Genomic DNA, 19,509 nt, shown 5'->3' with positions numbered 1-19,509 from the left:
TAAAAATAAAAATGGTGGAGACTAGCGGGATCGAACCGCTGACCTCCTGCGTGCAAAGCAGGCGCTCTCCCAGCTGAGCTAAGCCCCCATAAGGTGTTTTTAAGAAGTCGGGAAGACAGGATTTGAACCTGCGACCCCTTGGTCCCAAACCAAGTGCTCTACCAAGCTGAGCTACTTCCCGTTATTAAAATGGCGCGCCCGATAGGAGTCGAACCCATAACCTCTTGATCCGTAGTCAAACGCTCTATCCAATTGAGCTACGGGCGCTTTATCGAATGGTGCCGAGGACCGGAATCGAACCGGTACGGTGATCTCTCACCGCAGGATTTTAAGTCCTGTGCGTCTGCCAGTTCCGCCACCCCGGCAAAAATAATGGAGCAGAAGACGGGATTCGAACCCGCGACCCCAACCTTGGCAAGGTTGTATTCTACCGCTGAACTACTTCTGCTCAATAGTATTCGAATGATGAGCCATAGAGGATTCGAACCTCTGACCCTCTGATTAAAAGTCAGATGCTCTACCAACTGAGCTAATGGCTCACATAAATGGTGCCGGCCAGAGGACTTGAACCCCCAACCTACTGATTACAAGTCAGTTGCTCTACCAATTGAGCTAGGCCGGCTCATAAATGGTGGAGAATGACGGGTTCGAACCGCCGACCCTCTGCTTGTAAGGCAGATGCTCTCCCAGCTGAGCTAATTCTCCATAATTATTGCCTGGCAACGTCCTACTCTCGCGGAACGTAAGTCCGACTACCATCGGCGCTAAAGAGCTTAACTTCTGTGTTCGGCATGGGAACAGGTGTGACCTCTTTGCCATTGTCACCAGACAACTTATTTAATTCGCAGCTTGTTTTGGCTACCTTTTTATAATACACAGTTTGCAAACACTTTTCAATAGTTAATTTTACACTTTCTTAAAGTTTTTTACAAACATTTTAAATGTGTATGCCGCTTGTTTTGACGACTTTTATATATTACATAATTTCAAGAGAAGTGTCAACACTTTTCATTAACTTATTTAAAGTTTTTTTACTTTAAAATTCAGTCCGCTTATTTCGTGCTCACTTTGAAATATTTTAAAGGGTTTTGTCGTAAATAGCAAGCGTTTTTTAATGTTTTTCAAAATTTTTTATGGCTATGTTAAGAATAAATAAAGCACACGTTGCGTTGAAGGGTTTGCCCTTTGCAACATGTGCTTTGACTTCTAATTTTCTAATTATTTTTGACGCATATACGGGAATAATAATACGTCACGAATAGACGGTGCATTCGTCAATAACATCACTAAACGGTCTATTCCGATACCTAAGCCGCCTGTTGGGGGCATACCGTATTCTAATGCTTCAATAAAGTCTTCATCCATCTCATGCGCTTCATCATTACCTTGTTCTTTTTCAACAAGTTGCGCTTCAAAACGTTGACGTTGATCGATTGGGTCATTCAACTCTGTGAATGCGTTGGCATGTTCACGCCCAACAATAAATAATTCAAAACGATCTGTAAAACGTGGGTCTTCAGGATTTTTCTTTGCTAATGGTGAAATTTCGATTGGATGTCCATAGATAAATGTCGGTTGAATTAATGTTTCTTCGACTTTTTGTTCAAAGAATTCATTCAAAATATGGCCGTACTTCATATTTTTGTCTACTTCAATGCCATGTTCTTTAGCTAAAGCGTGGGCTTCTTCATCTGTTTTCACATCAAAGAAATTCACACCTGTGGCTTCTTTAACGGCATCTACGATATGGAGACGACGCCATTTTGGTTCTAATTCTATTGTATTATCACCGTATTGAATTGAAGTTGTTCCTAACACTTTACGTGCAACGTGCGCAACAAGTTCCTCTGTTAAGTTCATCACATCTTGGTAATCTGCATAGGCTTCATACAATTCAATCATTGTAAATTCAGGGTTATGGCGCGTAGATACACCTTCGTTACGGAATACACGACCGATTTCGTATACTTTTTCCATACCGCCGACAATCAAGCGTTTGAGGTGTAGTTCAATCGCAATACGCATGTAAAGTGTTGCATCTAGTGCGTTATGGTGCGTCACGAATGGACGTGCAGCGGCACCCCCTGCAATTTGGTGCATCATTGGCGTTTCAACTTCGAGGAAGCCTTTTTCATTTAAGTATGTACGCATTTCTTGAATGATGCGACTACGGTTGATGAATGTTTGTGTACTTTCCTCGTTCGTAATCAAGTCTAAATAACGTTGACGATAGCGTTGTTCGATATCTTGAAGACCATGGTGTTTGTCTGGTAAAGGACGCAATGCTTTTGATAGTAATTTAAATGATTTTGCCTTCACTGAAAGTTCACCCGTGTTCGTTTTAAACATCACACCTTCGACTCCGACAATATCACCTAAATCCGCTGTATTCCATATATGAAATTGTTCTTCTCCAACTTGATCTTTTCGAACATAAATTTGAATTTGACCACTTAAATCTTTAATGTGTGCAAATCCTGCTTTACCTTTACCACGTTTAGTCATAAGTCTTCCTGCAATGACCGTATGACTTTCTGATTCTTTGTCAGCCAATTCTTCTTTTGAAAATTGGTCCCATTGTGTTTTTAATGTTTCTGCATCGCCTGTACGGTCAAATTTTTCGCCAAAAGGGTCGATTCCTAAATCGCGTAATTCTTGTAATTTTTGACGGCGTACCTGCATTTGGTCATTCATTTCTTCTGACATGCTTACCTCTCCTTTTTGTCTATGCTTCTACTTTCGTTTGTTGTGCTAACATTTCATCGCGAAATTGCGTTAGGATTTCTATCATTTCCGCTTCAGTCTCAGCTTGGTTCAATGCTTTACGTGCTTTACCATTCCCTCTGACACCTTTTAGATACCAAGAGGCGTGTTTGCGCATTTCCATAACGCCGACTTTTTCACCTTTTAAGTCCACTAATCGACGTAGATGTAATAAAGCAATTTCAACTTTATCATCGACTTCTGGTTCATCGATGAGCTCACCAGTTTCTAAGTAATGTACCGTTCTATAAATCATCCATGGGTTCCCAAGTGCTTCGCGACCAATCATTACCGCGTCTACACCCGTTTCTTTTAACATTTTTTCAGCAAGTTCTGGGCTCGTCACATCTCCATTACCAATCACAGGGATGTTCACCGCTTCTTTCACTTGTCTAATAATGTCCCAATCAGCTTTACCTTCATACATTTGCACACGTGTCCGTCCGTGTAAGGAAATTGCCGCTGCACCTGCACGCTCTGCAGCTTTTGCATTTTCAACTGCGTAAATATGATCTTCATCCCAACCAATGCGCATTTTACATGTCACCGGTTTACTCACACGTTCTGTCACTGCAGAAACCATTTCATAAATTTTGTTAGGATCAAGCAACCAACGTGCGCCTGCTTCACATTTTATGATTTTAGAGACTGGGCATCCCATATTGATGTCGATAATATCAGCTGTTGTATTTTTATCAACATATTCTGCAGCTTCCACAAGTGTTTCTTTTTCTCCACCAAAAATTTGTAGCGATAGTGGACGTTCATTTTCATCAATATATAACATTTTCATCGTCTTTGGATTGTTAAATAAAATCGCTTTATCACTCACCATTTCAGCGCACACCAGTCCAGCGCCGAACTCTTTGACTGTGAGGCGAAAGGCTGAATTACATACACCCGCCATCGGTGCAAGTACGACTCTATTTTCTATTTCGACGTCTCCAATTTTCCACATATGTCGTGCCTCCAATAAATTAATATAACGAACTAGACACTGGTTTCAACATTTACTGTTGAAAGAAGGTCTAAATTTAAATCAACCTTTATATTTTACAACTGTTGCATCAGGTTGAACAAGAGATTGAATCGTTTGTTGGCTACGTGGTTCAACGACTTGTGATGCAATTTCGTTAAGCGGTATCATAACGAACGCACGCTCCGTCATTCTTGGATGTGGTACAGTTAAACGTTTTGTCTCAATAATACTATCCCCGTACAATAAGACATCAATATCCATTGTTCGAGGCCCCCAACGTTCTTTACGCACACGATGTAAAGCTTGTTCAATAGACAAACAACGGTCTAATAAATCCTCAGGTTCCAAAGTCGTTTGCACCTGTACACAAAGATTTAAAAAATCTGGTTGTTCTACGTACCCTACCGCCTTGGTTTCATACATGGAGGATACATGCTTCACTTCAATGTGTGCTTCAAGTTGAAGTCGCTCAATTGCTTCTTTGAGCTGTTGTTCACGGTCACCTATATTACTACCTAAACCTAGATAAGCTTCAACCACGATGATTCACCCTCACTATTTCGATTCCCACGCCATTATAAATGCCATGAATCGGTGGGTTTTTTTTCGTAATTCTAACTTTCGTTTCCATTACACGATTATAGTGTGAATTTATACGCTTTGCAATACGTTCAGCGAGATATTCAAGTAAATTGACAGGAGGCCCTTCCATAATCGCTTTTACATCTTCATAGACTTCTCCGTAATGGACTGTGTCTTCAACACGATCCGATTCACCCGCTTCAGATAAATCGACTTTCATTTCAATATCCACCATAAAAACTTGGCCTATTTCATTTTCAGCAGGGAGCGCGCCATGGTAGGCATAAAATTCTAATCCTTGTAAAAATATATTATCTCTCATCTTCATATCCTTTCAATGTGTCCATCGCTTTGGCGAGTCTTGCGTTCATCTGAACATGATGGACACGCACCCCATCGACACCTTTCATAATGCCATAGGCTGTTGTGGCTGCGGTCGCTTCATCTCGCTCAGTAACTTTGTTGTCGCCACCTAAAAGTTCTTTAATGAAACGTTTTCGACTGGTTGCGAGTAAGACTTTGTACCCTGTTGCGACAAGTTCATCTAAACGCGCCATCACTTCTTGTTCTTCTTCTCGTGTTTTGGCAAAACCAATGCCTGGATCAAGCCAAATTTTATCTTTTGGAATGCCAGCCAAAACAGCTTTATTCGCTTGTTTGAGTAACGTAACCAACATTTCTTCTACGACAGGCGTCTCACGATGTCCATCTCCATTGTGCATTAAAATAATCTCAGCATTATACTTCGCGACAACATCAAATATTTTTTCATCGTAAATTCCTGCCCATTGATCATTGATGATATGTGCGCCTGCTTTCAAACTCGCTTCGGCCACTTCGCTACGAAATGTATCAACCGAAATGCGCAACGGTAAATGGCTCAAAGCTTTGACAACAGGAATGACTCTGTTCATTTCTTCTTCCACGGTCACTTCTTCATGTCCAGGACGCGTAGAAACGCCCCCCACATCAATAATGTGTGCACCGTCTTTCATCATTTGTTCCGCATGCGCAACGGCTTTATCCACCTCATTATACTGTCCGCCATCAGAAAATGAATCGGGAGTCACGTTTAATATTCCCATGATTTGTGTGGTATGCATCATTGGTCATCCTTTCTCTATGAATACGTTCATTATAGCAAATTTAGACGCTAATCGTATCAATTGAACGTCAGTGCCAGATGCCCAAAACAAAGCCTATGTTTTTCAACACACCTTTCATTACTGTGACTATAAAATTGCATCATTTCTTGTTTTTATACTTTTAGGTGTTAGTCTCTTTACCCTTCAGTTCATTCCTTACGATGACGAACATGTCGTTTAAAAACTAGTGTTACGGGAAGGCTACTTTTGTTTTAAATACCTCTTCAACTAAAAAAACTAGGATACCCCCTGGCATCCTAGTTATTTATGATTATTCGAAGTTATATAATGGTGTAGATAAGTAACGTTCACCATTACTTGGTAAGACAGTCACAACTGTTTTACCTTTACCTAATTCTTTTGCTTTTTGAATCGCTGCATAAATCGCTGCACCTGAAGAAATACCACCTAAAATTCCTTCTTCTTTTGCAACACGACGAGAAGTTTCCATCGCTGTTTCATTGCCTACAGTAATGACTTCATCATAAATTTCAGTATCTAAAGTTTCCGGAACAAATCCCGCACCTAAACCTTGTAATTTATGCGGACCTGGTTCGCCACCGCTTAATACTGGAGAAGCTTCTGGTTCGATGGCTACAAGTTGAATATCAGGATATTTTTCTTTTAAAACTTTACCCGCTCCTGATAATGTACCACCTGTACCGACACCCGCTAAAAAGGCATCGATTGTTCTCCCTTCGAATTGTTCTACAAGTTCAGGACCTGTTGTTAATTCGTGAATTTTAGGGTTCGCTGGGTTTTCAAATTGTTGTGGTTCAAAATAACCATGTTCTTCTTTAAGTTCTTTTGCTTTTTTAATAGCACCTTTCATCGCTTCTGCGCCTGGTGTTAATACTAATTCAGCACCATAAGCTTTTAACAGGTTACGACGCTCTTGGCTCATCGTTTCAGGCATTGTGAAAACAGCTTTATAACCTTTGGCTGCACATACAAATGCTAAACCAATTCCTGTGTTACCACTTGTTGGTTCAACGATAGTGTCACCAGGTTTAATCTTACCGTCTTTTTCAGCTTGTTCAATCATCGCAAGCGCGATACGGTCTTTAACAGAGCCGCCCGGATTTTGATATTCTAATTTGACATAGATGTCTGCTGCATCTTCACCAGCTTGATGTCTTAATTTAACGACAGGAGTTTGACCAATAATTTCAGTAATATTTTCTACAGGCTTTCTTACCATTTTAAATAACCTCACTTTAATTTAATATTCATTTCTGGAATACATAGTTATCAAATCGGATTTACAAATAGTATACCATTTTTCTGACAATTAAAAAAGCGTATTGCAAAATTTTAAATAAAACAGTCTTGGCAACCTCACCATTCATCCCGTAGCTTCATATTATCTGTTATCCGCGTTGATGTTTTAGCTCATTCAAAAGACCTTGTAATTCATCTTCAGTGTATTGATATTTAGAACGACAAAAATGACATTCTGCTTCTGCACCATGATCTTCTTTAATCATATTCTCGATTTCTGCTTCACCTAAACCTCGCATCGCATTTAAAAATTTGTCGTGCCCACATTGACATTCAAATTCAGCTGGAATTGTTTCTAAAAATTCGACATTTCCTTCGCCTAAAATGTGCGTCAACATTTCCTCAGGTGTTACACCTTCATCGATGAGTGTAGAAACAGGGGTCATTGTAGCGATGGCTGCTTCAAGGCGATCAATCGTTTCTTCTTTTGCACCAGGCATCACTTGAATAATAAAGCCACCCGCTGCTTTAATGGAATTATCTGGATTGACGAGAACGCCGACACCGACAGAAGAGGGTGTCTGTTCACTATTCGCAAAATAATAGGTAAAGTCTTCTCCGAGTTCACCTGAAACAATTGGACTATTGCCTGTGTAGTAATCTCTCATACCCACATCTTTAACGACATTAATAGCCCCTTGTTTCCCTACTGCGCGGCGGACATCTAATTTTCCTGCTTCATTTAAGGGGAAATGGGTTTGTGGATTTGTTACGTAACCACGCACTTTCCCTTTTGCATTGGCGTCCGCTATAATTTTGCCGATGGGACCATCGCCATCAACTGTGACAGTTAATTTTTGATCACCTTTTAACATAGCCCCCATCATGAGCGTTGCTGTCATAGTACGACCTAACGCTGCAGAGGCTGTAGGCCATGTATAATGACGTGTTTGTGCCTCTTGTATTGTGTCCGTTGTAATCGAACTATAGGCACGTATTTCGCCATTATAAGCTAACGCTTTGACGATATAGTCTTGAGTCATTTGAATTCGCTCCTTCATATATTTCATTTTTTTATCATAATCGCATTAGGCTATCCACTCAACAAATATGACTTGAATTTAAGCTAACTTTAACATAAAAAGAAACCGTCTCGAAAATGATAGATTTCGAGACGGTTAACACGATTAACGAGGAGGTTGATTGTCTCCTGGACGATCGATGTTTGCTTCTCCTTCGTAACCTGTTGTATCCTCAGAAGATTGATCTTCGTGCTCATTACGACGTTTATCTTCTTCTGAATGATGTTTTTCAGATGGTGTGTCATCTTCTGGATGCGTTGTACGTTGTTCATCTTTATCACGTTCAGATACACCTGCACGTGAACGATTTGTTAATTCTTCTTGTTCACGTCGAATTTCATCGTAGGACTTTCCATATTTACCTTCTTCAAATTCGTCGTCATGACGTTCGACCACTTTGGCATCATCGTAATTCACGACAGGTAAATGACCTTCATGGAATAAGGATTGAATTTGTTCTGCGACTAATGTTTCTTCTGTGAGCAATGTTTCAGCAATTAATCTTAATTGTGATTCATGTTTTGTAAGAATTTCTTTACAACGTTCGTATTGTTCTTTGATGATACGTTGAACTTCTTTATCAATTTCATAAGCGATTTGACCAGAGTAGTCAGGTTGACCTGACATATCTTTTCCTAAGAACACTTGGCCTCCACTATGTGAAAATTGTAATGGCCCTAATTTTTTACTCATACCGTATTCAGTAACCATTTGACGCGCTAACTGAGTCGCACGTTCAAAGTCGTTAGAAGCACCTGTTGATACTTCGTTGAAGATAATATCTTCTGCAACACGGCCCCCTAAAAGACCACAAATTTTATCGAGCATTTCTGGTTCAGTCATAAGGAAACGGTCTTGTTTAGGTAACATCATCGCATAACCACCTGCTTGACCACGTGGCACAATCGTTACTTTGTGTACGACTTCTGCTTCATCAAGCACCATACCGATGACAGTATGACCCGCTTCGTGATGTGCAACAATGTTACGCTCTTTGTCAGAAATAACACGAGATTTTTTAGCAGGTCCGGCAATCACACGGTCCGTCGCTTCTTCAATATCTCGCATATCAATTTTTTTCTTGCCGCCACGAGCCGCTATTAATGAGGCCTCGTTCAGCAAGTTTTCAAGGTCGGCACCTGAAAAACCAGGTGTACGTTGCGCAATCGCCTTTAAGTCTACCGTTTCGTCTAAAGGTTTGTTTTTCGCATGTACGTGTAATACAGCTTCACGACCTTTCACATCTGGACGACCTACTTGAATTTGTCGGTCGAATCGACCTGGACGTAATAACGCAGGGTCTAAAATGTCTGGTCGGTTCGTCGCTGCAATCATAATAATGCCTTCGTTTTCACCAAAGCCATCCATTTCAACAAGTAATTGGTTTAACGTTTGTTCACGTTCATCATGACCGCCACCAACACCTGCACCACGTTGACGACCTACTGCATCAATCTCATCTATAAAAATGATACACGGCGCATTCTTTTTCGCGTTTTCAAATAAGTCACGGACACGACTTGCACCTACACCCACAAACATCTCAACAAAGTCAGAACCACTGATTGAGAAGAATGGGACGCCTGCTTCACCAGCAACGGCACGTGCAAGTAATGTTTTACCTGTACCTGGTGGGCCAACGAGTAAGACCCCTTTAGGTATACGTGAACCCATTTGTTTAAATTTCTTGTTGTCTTTCAAGAAATCTACAATTTCAATTAATTCTTGTTTTTCTTCGTCAGCACCTGCAACGTCTGTAAAACGAATGCGACGTTTTTGGTTGTCGTACATTTTGGCTTTTGATTTACCGAAGTTCATCATACGACCGCCACCGCCGCCACCTTGGGCTTGACTTAAGAAGAAGATAAATAGTAGTGCGATGATTAAGACAGGAATCAAGGTAGTCAGAATGCTTACGAATACACTTTGACCTTCTTCTTCTTTAACCGTAAATTCTAAATCTTTCTGATCTTTAGCGATATCAGTAACCTGTTCTAGCTCTTTGTCATTATTAAATAAAATCGTTGATGAATAATCATCTCCGTTGTTTAACTTACCGCTCACTTTGTACACATTATTAGATGGTTGTACTTCCAATGTTTTGAGTTTGCCATCTTTTAATTCTTGTGTAAATTGCTTGTACGTAAGTTCTTTAGGCACTTTCCCATTTCCATTAATCCAGGAAAAGAGCCCAAAAATAACAACGCCGATTAAAGCTATAAAGAGCACATTACGAAAAGCTTTTTGCATGCGTCGTTTCCTCCTACTTCAAATATAAAACTAACAAAAATTTTACCATAACTTAAACGCGACTGGCTAGTGATTGACATTGACTTCCAAGCTACTTCTATTAAATGTAGCAAAGTGCACAATATTGAATTGTCTTTTTTAAAGTTTATTATTCATAAATTGCTGGCTTTAAAGTCCCAATGTAAGGTAAGTTACGATATTTTTCTTTGTAATCTAAGCCATAACCTACAACGAACTCATCTGGAATTTGGCGACCTACATATTTTGCCTCGATGTCTGCTTTGCGACGGTTAGGTTTATCGAGTAATGTTACAATTTCTAAAGAATTCACACGACGAGACGCTAATAATTCAGTAATTGATTTCAAGGTTGTGCCTGTTTCTAAAATATCCTCAATAATAAGAACGTCTTTGTTTTCGATGGACGTACTTAAATCTTTTAAAATTTGGACTTCACCTGTAGATTCCGTCCCACCATGGTAACTCGAAACATCCATGAAATCGATAGAAAGTGGCGTGTCGATACGTTTGATTAAATCTGTCATAAACAATACAGAACCTTTTAAAATCCCAACACATAATAAATCTTTGCCACGATAATCTTCCGTAATGGCATGACCTAATTTATCACAAATATCATAAATTTCCGTTTCTGTAAGTAGTACGTCCTTCAAATCATTTCTCATATTCTTCATCTCCTAAAAAAACTATATTTAATAAATGGTTGTAATTGGCATGTTGATACAGCGTTCCGACGGCCAAAATCTGTCCGTTCGCATCCACCACTAAAGGGATACGTTCCCGATCTTCTTGCGGAATTTTGGCATCAATCATTAAGCGTGACACCTTTTTATGACCTTGTGGCATCAGTTCAACGCGATCTCCATTTTGACGTGTCCGTATGTAAAGTGGAAAACATATTTCTCCTTTTGAACTCAATTCAATTTGGTAGGCGCCAAATTTATAACGTCCTTCTTGATTCATTTGGACAACATCAAGCAATGGGGAACCCTCTTCCGCTGACAAAATTAATTTATCATACACGATAAGGATGCGCCACGTGTTTGTAGCATAAAGTAAAAGTTGCGAGATAGGTTGCGCCATTTTAGCAAACCAATCTTGATATTGCGCGTCGCTCATCGTTGCAAAAGCATCCCATTTTTGTATCAATTTGTCCAGAATCATCATTTTAACATGCTCTGGGCATTTATTGAATGATGACAGTGACATTTCATACTTTTCGTGCGTTTTTTTTACATGCGTTTGTATATATTCCTCAGCCATAGTTTCAAATTGAGCCAGTGCAGCTTTATGCATCTCATATAATTTGTTAAGATGTTCTGTTTTCAATTGAGGTTGTTCTTCAATCATCGGCATTAACGTGTTTCTAATTGCATTTCGTGTATATTTGACGTCTTGGTTACTTTCATCTTCAAAATATGGCACGTCGTGGGCTTGTTGAAACGCGCTAATGTCCGATTTCGGTTCATCAAGCAAAGGACGTACAATGCGATAACCGTTCCGTTGCTCGATTTTTTTCATCCCTAAAGGACTTCGAAACACTCTTCCGGTAAAAATGCGGTGAAAAATAGTTTCTAGTTGATCATCAAAGTGATGGGCAGTTAATAGCACATCTCCACCAACTTTTCGAATCATATTTTCAAACCATTGATAGCGTTCTTTCCGAGCTTCATTTTGAATACTGCGCCCGGCTTGTATTGTGGCGCTTAAGTCCAATCGATGCACATAAACTTCGATTTGATGCTGTTGACAATAATCTTTCAAAAAACCTGCCTCTCTATCTGAAGCACGGCGAAGTCCATGATGCACATGGAGTACGGTCAACTTTTGATAGGTTGATTTGTACTGATGGAGTAACCGATAGAGAAGAACCATACTATCAATGCCAGTTGAAACGGCCACAACTAGATGCTCCTCTTTATTCCATTGAATGTCCATGACGTCACCTCCACACAAATAGGGGTTGAGATTCAAAGTCAACCTTCGTCTCAACCCCTTGCATTAAATTTAACGACGTGCGCCTCTTCCACCACGTCTTGATTCTGTTTGACGCTTAATAGAAGTAAGTTTGTCCTCACTATCTTTTAAGAAGTTTGATAGTTTTTTCTCAAAGTCTTCTGGTTTTTGTGCCGGTTTTTGTCTACGCGGACGTTCTTTTGCTTTTTTGATGGATAAACTGATTTTACCATCATCCGCGATAGATAATACTTTAACTTCAACTTCATCCCCGACAGTTAAGTGATCTTCGACGTTCTCCACATAATTATCAGCAACTTCACTGATATGAACTAATCCACTTTTTCCTTCAGGCAACTCCACAAATGCACCGAATTTTTTGATACCAGTGACTTTACCTTTGACCTTACTTCCTACTTCGATTGACATTGTTTGAATGCATCCTCCCGAGTTCGATATTTAGTTCTATTATACGTATCTTTCTCCATTTTCACAATGACAAATTGATGATTCACTATTTTATTTACGTATTTTACTAAATCTGTCTCTTTATCGAATGAATAGACAAAAAAGCTGCCTCCCTACATCATAAGACTGGAGACAGCTCAAACAAATTAGTCCTTGCGCAATTTGTTCTATTGAATGAATTTATTCTTGTTTCTTTTTACTTTCTTTCGATTGATCTTCAGGCAACTTAAAGATGACTTCACCGTCATTACTTAAATAATACTCATCACGGGCGACTTTTTCAATGTACGATGGATCGTTTAAGTTATTGAGTTGTTCTTTAAGTTCAATCTCTTTATCTTGTAATTTTTGGTATTCTTCTTCTTTTGCTTGACGTTGCGTTGATGCTTCGTTATTACTTTTAATTTGTGCAAACACCATTAACAATAGAACAACAATAATCGCTAATAAGATGCCTCCAAAAACTGTAATACGTTTTTTGACAACCTGTTTTCGTTTTTCTTGACGGCGTTTTTTTGCATTTTTTTGCGATGTGTACTGATTGCCGATATTTTGAATTTTATCATTCATGCGGCGTCACCTTTCTTTGTTTCCCTAATCCATCCGTTCTTCTTTGACGACTTCATACATCCCTTTAGCATTTTCTTTCGTCGCGTGTTCATTGAGTCCAGTCACGTTAATCGTCACAATTTTTTGTCCAAACTGAATTTCAATGGTGTCGTCTACTTTAACATCTGTTCCCGCTTTGGCTGTTTGCCCATTCACTTTTACGCGTCCTTGATCACTAATTTCTTTAGCTAATGTACGACGTTTGATTAAGCGAGAAACTTTTAAATATTTATCGAGTCTCATGATGCCCTCCTCGTTCAATATAATCTTTCAATTGTGCTTCTGACAAATCTTGATTTTTGACTTCATCATACAATTTTAAAAAATGTGTCGCAAATACTTTTTCAAATTTCACACGTTCAGGTTTACCTTCTGCTGCTTTTTGCTGTTGCCAAATGTTTTTCACATCTTCGACGGTTTGTGCCTCACTTTCATCAAAAATGTGTGGATGACGGCGAATCATTTTTTCAGATAAGCTTGCAATAACTTCTCGCGTATCCATATATCCTTCTTTTTTGCCGATATTTGTATGCAAGAGCACTTGCAATAAGATATCTCCCAATTCTTCTATCATATGCCAATCATCTTCATGATCAATCGCTTCAAAGAGTTCGAATGTTTCTTCTAGTAAATAGCGTTTTAATGATTCGTGTGTCTGCACTTTATCCCATGGACACCCTGTCTCATCATCTACTAATTTTGCGATGACCTGATCTGCAAATTCGAAGTCTCCATATAATCCGTGATCTTCTGTGACCTTAGGCACAATGACACTCGTTAAATTTGTAAACACATCTTCATGATCGAGTTCATATAATGCACACGTATAACGTTGAGCCGTACTTTGACGTGCTCCGTCTACAATATGCACCTTAAAATCATCTGGATAACGTTGCATTAATGTGAGTTTTAAATCCCCTGCCACCATAGCACTGTACACTTGCGTGATTAATGTCGTCGTTCTCGGATTGAGTGCCGCTTCGGATAACGCAGTGGCATCTAACATCGTAAACCCGTCATTTGGATCCACTTCGACCGCTTCAAATACATCATCAATGAAACTTCTGCCACCAATGACTTTCACTGACACATGATGGGCATTTGCTTTTTGAAACAACAATTGTGTTGTCGTTTCTGCCACTCTCGGATGTCCAGGAACAGCATAAACGATATCTTCAGATTGTGCATACTTAAGTAATTCGTCTGTGATTGTGTCATAGACGGGCTCAAACGTATCAAACTGTTCATAAATTGCATCAAAACTTTCGATGTCGATGCCTTCAAGTTCAGAAAGTACGGGGTGTTTTTTCGTTCTTACGTAAATTTTTGATTGCGCTTGTAAAAAGCGATACACGCCTAACGGCAAATCGTCTAAACCATAATTGCCTAATCCAACAATTGAAATTTGATGTGTCATGACTGTCTCCTTTTCATCATCTCTATGATTTTATCGCCAAATGGTAAATGAATCCATTCTTTTTCGTTTAAAATGCGTAACCACACAAGGCTGACAAGCATCGCTGTGACACCTATCGTGGCACTGATTAACAACTCAACCAACCCACCAAATCTTGACATAGACGGAATCAGGTAATGTGTTAATTGTACACTAGCTGTCATGACCAATAAAGCGACAACTAATTTTAAATAAAACTTTCTTAATGCGATGAGCGCATAGATGAGCATAATGTGACGATGAAGATATAGCGTAAAGACGATAAGCGCGAGCACAGTAGCTAAACTCGCCCCTAAAATCCCCATAATTGAAATAAAGAAGAGATTAAAAATCACTTTTATGAGTAGCCCAATGCCAAACCCAATTAAAATCACACGATAGCGATGTTGAACTTCAAGTAATGCAATATACATCATAATGAGTGATACAAAAATCACTGTTAACATATAAAGGGATAAGGTGCCAATCAAATCGTTACTTTTAAAGAAAACCTGATTAAGTAACGGCAATAAATTAATAAGGCCAATCGCACTGGCACTACTGATAACGATGGTGATTTTTAAGGAGGCATTCGCATAACTATGCATTTGTTCGAACTGCCCTCTTTTTTGGGTATCCGTCAATAACGGAATCAAGACAAAACAAAATGTCGTCGTCACAATTAAACCCATTTGTATAAATGATGCCCCACGATCATATATCCCTTTTTGGGTGATGGCATGATTAAATGATAAACCTTGTCCATGTTGCAACAGGTTGATAATCGTAAAACTGTCGACCACCTGCCATAAAATCACGATGAGTTGACTGAGCGCAAAAATCACTGTCGCAATGACAAACTGCCTCCATTGGATAGTTTGATTGAGCGATGGTTTAGGTAATTTGACACATCCCCATAAGAAGAGTGTCGCACCTAAAAAACCCATCGTAGAAGCGAGTATGGCCCAAGTCCCCGCTTGATAAATTGATAACTGATGTTGTGTGAAAAGCAATATAACGATACCAATCATACCGACCCGAATCATTTGTTCAATGACTTGTGAAAATGCAGGCGGATTCATTTCAAATTTAGCTTGAAAATATCCTCGTAACACCCCAAGCATCCCTACGATTAGAAAAGAGACGCTCGCCGCGCGTATCATCGGCGTGAGGGCTTCATCTCCCATGATTTTCGCTATGCCTTCTGCGCTGATAAAAAGAACTATGCAACACAGCGCCCCTATTATTTGTAGGACCATCATTAATTTTTTTATAAAGGGGCGTTGGGCTTCGGCTCCCCCCAGTATTTGTGTCAATGCGCTTGGAATCGCATTACTCGCAAGCACGACACCTAGGGCGACAATGGGATATATTTGTTGATACGCATATAACCCTTCATCTCCTAGAATATTTTGGTAAGGGACGCGGTATAACGCACTTAAAATTTTTACAATGATGAGCGATAGAGTTAAAACGACGACGCCATTAAATGCAGATTTAGTCGACATAATCTAACTTCAGACTTTCTTCCATTGTTTTCGCTAAATATTTTAGGGATTCAAGCCATTGCGCACCTTTTGTGAGCGTTACTTTCATACAACCGGCTTCTACGCCGACTTTCATACTTCTTCCTAACGCTTCTGTGTTTTTAAAGAGCGCTTCTCCATCGATACGGTTTGTACCTTGTTCTGTTAACACCACTTCTACTGTTTTCCCTTTATCTTTAACATATTGCACGCCGACATTTAGGAGATGTACTTTAATCTCAACAGAATCTAACAGTTGGGCCACTTCTTTCGGATAATCATTAAAACGATCCAATAATTCGTCTTTGACATCCATGAGTTGATCAATCGTTTCTGTCGCCCTCAATTTTTTATAAATTTCGATTTTGGCTTGCTCATTTCGAATGTATTCAGCAGGCAAGTAAGCATCTAGGCGTAAGTCCATCTCAAGTTCAGGTGTGGCTTGAACTTCTTGGATGCCCCGTTTTTCATTTACCGCTTCTTCTAACATTTGAGAATATAAATCAAAACCAACAGAATCGATAAAGCCATGTTGCTGTTTACCTAGTAAATTACCGGCCCCTCGAATGTTTAAATCACGCATAGCAATTTTAAAGCCGCTGCCGAGTTCTGTGAATTCTTTAATGGCTTGGAGTCTCTCTTCTGCTGTTTCATTGAGCACTTTGTTTTGCGCATGTAAGAAGTAAGCATAGCCAATACGACTTGAACGTCCAACGCGTCCGCGTAGTTGGTACAATTGACTCAAGCCGAAACGGTCTGCATCTTCTATAATCAGTGTATTCGCATTAGGGACGTCTACGCCTGTTTCGATAATCGTCGTTGTGACTAAAATGTCATATTCTCCATTAATAAAATCCAGCATCGTTTCCTCTAAATCACGTTCTGGTAATTGTCCATGCGCAACACCAATAGACGCTTCTGGCATCAACATTTGAAGTTGCTCTCGTTTTTCATAAATAGATTGTACTTTGTTGTATAAATAGAAAACTTGCCCTTCACGTGATAATTCCCGTTCTAAAGCCTCTTTAATAAAATTGCCATTTTGTTCTAAGACATAAGTTTGGACAGGAAAACGGTTTTCAGGAGGAGTTTCAATGACAGATAAGTCTCTTACCCCTAACATACTCATATGCAACGTACGTGGAATCGGTGTTGCGGTTAACGTCAATACATCCACATTGGCCTTTAAAGATTTAATCTTTTCTTTGTGACGCACACCAAAACGTTGTTCTTCGTCGACAACCAATAACCCTAGATCTTTATATTCTACGGTTTTACCTAAGAGTTTATGGGTACCCACAACGATATCTACAAACCCTGACTTCAGTCCTTCTTTCGTTTCGCGTATTTCTTTTGGTGTTCTAAAACGACTCATCAAATGTATTTCTACAGGGAAATCACGCATACGCTCAATCAGCGTTTCGTAATGTTGTTGCGCTAAAATAGTCGTAGGCACGAGAAAAGCCACTTGTTTTCCAGACATCACTGCTTTAAAAGCAGCACGCACCGCAACTTCGGTTTTGCCGTAACCTACATCTCCACATAACAATCGATCCATAGGTCGGGCCCGTTCCATATCTTGTTTAATTTCATCAATGGACTTGGCTTGGTCTTCTGTTAATTCATATGGGAAATCCATTTCAAACGCATGTTGTTCTTCTGTATCTGGCCCAAATTGGTAACCTACAGATTTTTCACGCTCTTTATATAAAGCAATCAGTTCATCGGCAATATCTTCCACGCTACTTTGAACTTTAGCTTTTGTTTTCTTCCATTCGCTGCCACCAAGTTTATACAATTTTGGCGTTTTATCTTCGGAACCGACATATTTTTGGACTTGCTCCATTTGGTCAACTGGAACAAATAATTGGTCTGTGCCTTTATATTGAATTTTAATATAATCGCGGTGGACGTCTCCAACTTCTAACGTCTCAACCCCTAGGTAACGACCGACACCGTGGTGAATGTGGACAACATAATCTCCAACGTTAAGTTCTTGATAGGATTTAATTTTTTCAGCATTACTAATGGTTTTTCGACGTTTTTTGGACGCTTTCTTTTGTTTCGATTTGAAAAGTTCACGTTCCGTTATCACCACTAATGACATGTACGGCAATTCAAATCCTTCTGACAAACTCCCATCAATGATTGCCGCATGCCCTTCTTCGAGTTGTGTGATATCCGCATTCAACAATGTCGGAACATGAATCTCATTTAACATGGCTTGAATACGGTCTTTTTTTGTTTCAGATTCTGCAATAATAACCATACGGTAGCCTTGTTTCATATAACGCTGAAATTCAGAGGCCATAATATCATATTGACCATAAAATTGTTGCACAGGCTTACAAGAAAACTTCACCATATGATTTAGTTTGACAGACATAGAAGCTGTAAATAACGTGAAATAGGTCACTGCGCGCTGTGAAAGTAAATGTTCAATTGTCTCATGTACCATAAATCGTTGACCAATAAAGCCTTTACCAGATTCAATTAAGTTTTGTAAAAACTCTTCCGATTCAGCCAGTAATGTTTCTTCTGTCTCTTTGATACGATTAAATTCATCAACCATCACAACGGCATTGTCTTTAAAATAGTCGAATAAAGTTGTTTCTTCGTCATACATGAAAGCAATCAAACGTCTTAACACTTGAGGGTCAAATAACTCATCCTCAACAATATTAAAACCGTCATATGTGTCTTTCAATTCTTGGCGTACCGATTTATCAATTTTAGGACGTGTCATTTCATATGCTTTTTTAAGCTCGAGTATTAAATGTTGGCGCACTTCTTTCGTCATAATATAATCGTGTGCTGATGTAATATCCACTTGTTGCATGTTCTCAGAAGAACGTTGCGTCTCAACATCAAATTTACGAATGGAATCAACTTCTGTATCAAACAATTCAATGCGGACAGGTTCTCCTAATAATGGATAAATATCGATAATGCCGCCTCGTAAAGAAAATTCTCCTATATTAGAAACTAAGGATTCACGACGGTAACCCATGTTGACGAGACGTGTTAAAAGCGCATCAACATCTATATCTTTACCAACTTCAAGTTGTAGTTGATGCGCTTGCCACATTGCTTTGGGCGTCACTAATTTTTTTAAACCGTTAAGGGGTATGACAAATAACCCGCGACGCTCATGAGCCAGTGCCGTTAACGTACGGACACGTTCGCTCATCAGTTCCGGGCTTTGCGTTGAAAATTCTTCGGTCATAATGTCTTGCACAGGATATTTATAAATTTCATCATCTGGAACGAATTGCAGTAAATCAGCTTCTAATTTATCCATTTGGTATAAATTATTTGTAATGAGTAACACTTGACGATGACTGCTTTGGTACGTTTCTGCAATCATCGCGGCTTTCGCACTCGGCATAAGCCCTGTCACAAGCACATTATCTTCTCCAACATGATCTATCAATTCATTAAATTGTGTATCTCTATTGATTATTTCATTAATT

The 19,509-nt window shown here is 39.4% G+C and carries 16 protein-coding genes, 8 tRNA genes and 1 rRNA gene; all 25 read right to left on the bottom strand.

Annotation, left to right across the window (positions count from 1 at the left end):
• Positions 1 to 12 precede the first annotated feature (12 nt).
• The 25 genes from G8Y84_RS09525 to mfd all read right to left on the bottom strand — a co-directional run bounded on the left by G8Y84_RS09525 (position 13) and on the right by mfd (position 19,508).
• Positions 13 to 88, bottom strand: a tRNA-Ala gene (locus G8Y84_RS09525).
• Between the two features lie 19 nt (positions 89 to 107).
• Positions 108 to 181, bottom strand: a tRNA-Pro gene (locus G8Y84_RS09520).
• A gap of 9 nt (positions 182 to 190) precedes the next feature.
• Positions 191 to 267: transfer RNA gene (locus tag G8Y84_RS09515), tRNA-Arg, on the bottom strand.
• A gap of 9 nt (positions 268 to 276) precedes the next feature.
• Positions 277 to 365, bottom strand: a tRNA-Leu gene (locus G8Y84_RS09510).
• Positions 366 to 373: 8 nt separating this feature from the next.
• Positions 374 to 448: transfer RNA gene (locus G8Y84_RS09505), tRNA-Gly, on the bottom strand.
• An 18-nt stretch (positions 449 to 466) separates the two neighbouring features.
• A tRNA-Lys gene (locus G8Y84_RS09500) sits at positions 467 to 539 on the bottom strand.
• A gap of 7 nt (positions 540 to 546) precedes the next feature.
• A tRNA-Thr gene (locus tag G8Y84_RS09495) sits at positions 547 to 622 on the bottom strand.
• A gap of 7 nt (positions 623 to 629) precedes the next feature.
• Positions 630 to 705 (bottom strand) — tRNA-Val (locus G8Y84_RS09490).
• 9 nt (positions 706 to 714) lie between these two features.
• A 5S ribosomal RNA gene (gene rrf / locus G8Y84_RS09485) occupies positions 715 to 829 on the bottom strand.
• A 389-nt stretch (positions 830 to 1,218) separates the two neighbouring features.
• Positions 1,219 to 2,706, bottom strand: a complete 1,488-nt coding sequence (gene lysS, locus G8Y84_RS09480) for a lysine--tRNA ligase (protein ID WP_037576935.1) — start codon at positions 2,704 to 2,706, stop codon at positions 1,219 to 1,221.
• 19 nt (positions 2,707 to 2,725) lie between these two features.
• Entirely contained in the window at positions 2,726 to 3,721 is a 996-nt protein-coding gene (gene dusB, locus G8Y84_RS09475; RefSeq protein WP_037576937.1) for a tRNA dihydrouridine synthase DusB, read from the bottom strand.
• An 81-nt stretch (positions 3,722 to 3,802) separates the two neighbouring features.
• On the bottom strand, positions 3,803 to 4,282 hold the full coding sequence (gene folK, locus G8Y84_RS09470; RefSeq protein ID WP_105963487.1) for a 2-amino-4-hydroxy-6-hydroxymethyldihydropteridine diphosphokinase: 480 nt from the start codon (positions 4,280 to 4,282) through the stop codon (positions 3,803 to 3,805).
• Complete coding sequence (gene folB / locus G8Y84_RS09465; RefSeq protein ID WP_037576943.1) at positions 4,275 to 4,646, bottom strand: dihydroneopterin aldolase; 372 nt, start codon at positions 4,644 to 4,646, stop codon at positions 4,275 to 4,277. Before folB ends, folK begins: the two co-directional genes overlap by 8 nt.
• Positions 4,636 to 5,427, bottom strand: coding sequence for a dihydropteroate synthase (gene folP, locus G8Y84_RS09460; RefSeq protein ID WP_037576946.1), 792 nt, complete (start codon positions 5,425 to 5,427; stop codon positions 4,636 to 4,638). Before folP ends, folB begins: the two co-directional genes overlap by 11 nt.
• A 313-nt stretch (positions 5,428 to 5,740) precedes the next feature.
• Positions 5,741 to 6,670: a cysteine synthase A gene (gene cysK, locus G8Y84_RS09455; protein ID WP_105963486.1), complete on the bottom strand. Its 930-nt coding sequence runs from the start codon at positions 6,668 to 6,670 to the stop codon at positions 5,741 to 5,743.
• Positions 6,671 to 6,839: 169 nt separating this feature from the next.
• Positions 6,840 to 7,733 carry an Hsp33 family molecular chaperone HslO gene (gene hslO / locus G8Y84_RS09450; protein ID WP_105963485.1) on the bottom strand — a complete coding sequence of 298 codons (894 nt, stop codon included), beginning with the start codon at positions 7,731 to 7,733 and terminating at the stop codon, positions 6,840 to 6,842.
• A 144-nt stretch (positions 7,734 to 7,877) separates the two neighbouring features.
• Entirely contained in the window at positions 7,878 to 10,022 is a 2,145-nt protein-coding gene (ftsH, locus tag G8Y84_RS09445; RefSeq protein ID WP_037576958.1) for an ATP-dependent zinc metalloprotease FtsH, read from the bottom strand.
• A 148-nt stretch (positions 10,023 to 10,170) separates the two neighbouring features.
• On the bottom strand, positions 10,171 to 10,707 hold the full coding sequence (gene hpt, locus G8Y84_RS09440; RefSeq protein WP_037576961.1) for a hypoxanthine phosphoribosyltransferase: 537 nt from the start codon (positions 10,705 to 10,707) through the stop codon (positions 10,171 to 10,173).
• Positions 10,697 to 11,980, bottom strand: a complete 1,284-nt coding sequence (gene tilS, locus G8Y84_RS09435; RefSeq protein ID WP_105963483.1) for a tRNA lysidine(34) synthetase TilS — start codon at positions 11,978 to 11,980, stop codon at positions 10,697 to 10,699. Before tilS ends, hpt begins: the two co-directional genes overlap by 11 nt.
• Positions 11,981 to 12,049: 69 nt before the next feature.
• On the bottom strand, positions 12,050 to 12,427 hold the full coding sequence (locus G8Y84_RS09430; protein ID WP_037576967.1) for a S1 domain-containing RNA-binding protein: 378 nt from the start codon (positions 12,425 to 12,427) through the stop codon (positions 12,050 to 12,052).
• A gap of 219 nt (positions 12,428 to 12,646) precedes the next feature.
• Positions 12,647 to 13,036: an FtsB family cell division protein gene (locus tag G8Y84_RS09425; RefSeq protein ID WP_037576970.1), complete on the bottom strand. Its 390-nt coding sequence runs from the start codon at positions 13,034 to 13,036 to the stop codon at positions 12,647 to 12,649.
• A gap of 24 nt (positions 13,037 to 13,060) precedes the next feature.
• Positions 13,061 to 13,318 carry an RNA-binding S4 domain-containing protein gene (locus G8Y84_RS09420; RefSeq protein WP_037576972.1) on the bottom strand — a complete coding sequence of 86 codons (258 nt, stop codon included), beginning with the start codon at positions 13,316 to 13,318 and terminating at the stop codon, positions 13,061 to 13,063.
• On the bottom strand, positions 13,305 to 14,492 hold the full coding sequence (locus tag G8Y84_RS09415; RefSeq protein ID WP_105963482.1) for a MazG nucleotide pyrophosphohydrolase domain-containing protein: 1,188 nt from the start codon (positions 14,490 to 14,492) through the stop codon (positions 13,305 to 13,307). Before G8Y84_RS09415 ends, G8Y84_RS09420 begins: the two co-directional genes overlap by 14 nt.
• On the bottom strand, positions 14,489 to 16,018 hold the full coding sequence (locus G8Y84_RS09410; RefSeq protein ID WP_037576978.1) for a polysaccharide biosynthesis protein: 1,530 nt from the start codon (positions 16,016 to 16,018) through the stop codon (positions 14,489 to 14,491). Before G8Y84_RS09410 ends, G8Y84_RS09415 begins: the two co-directional genes overlap by 4 nt.
• A complete protein-coding gene (gene mfd, locus G8Y84_RS09405) occupies positions 16,008 to 19,508 on the bottom strand; it encodes a transcription-repair coupling factor (RefSeq protein WP_371874994.1) in 3,501 nt (1,166 codons plus the stop codon). The genes G8Y84_RS09410 and mfd overlap by 11 nt, the downstream gene beginning before the upstream one ends.
• Position 19,509: the final 1 nt, after the last annotated feature.

It is taken from the genome of Staphylococcus sp. 11511212 (genome assembly GCF_011394755.1).
GTDB lineage: Bacteria > Bacillota > Bacilli > Staphylococcales > Staphylococcaceae > Staphylococcus > Staphylococcus chromogenes.
Note: the sequence above shows the minus strand (reverse complement) of the source record. Positions and strands in the feature narration are given on the sequence as shown.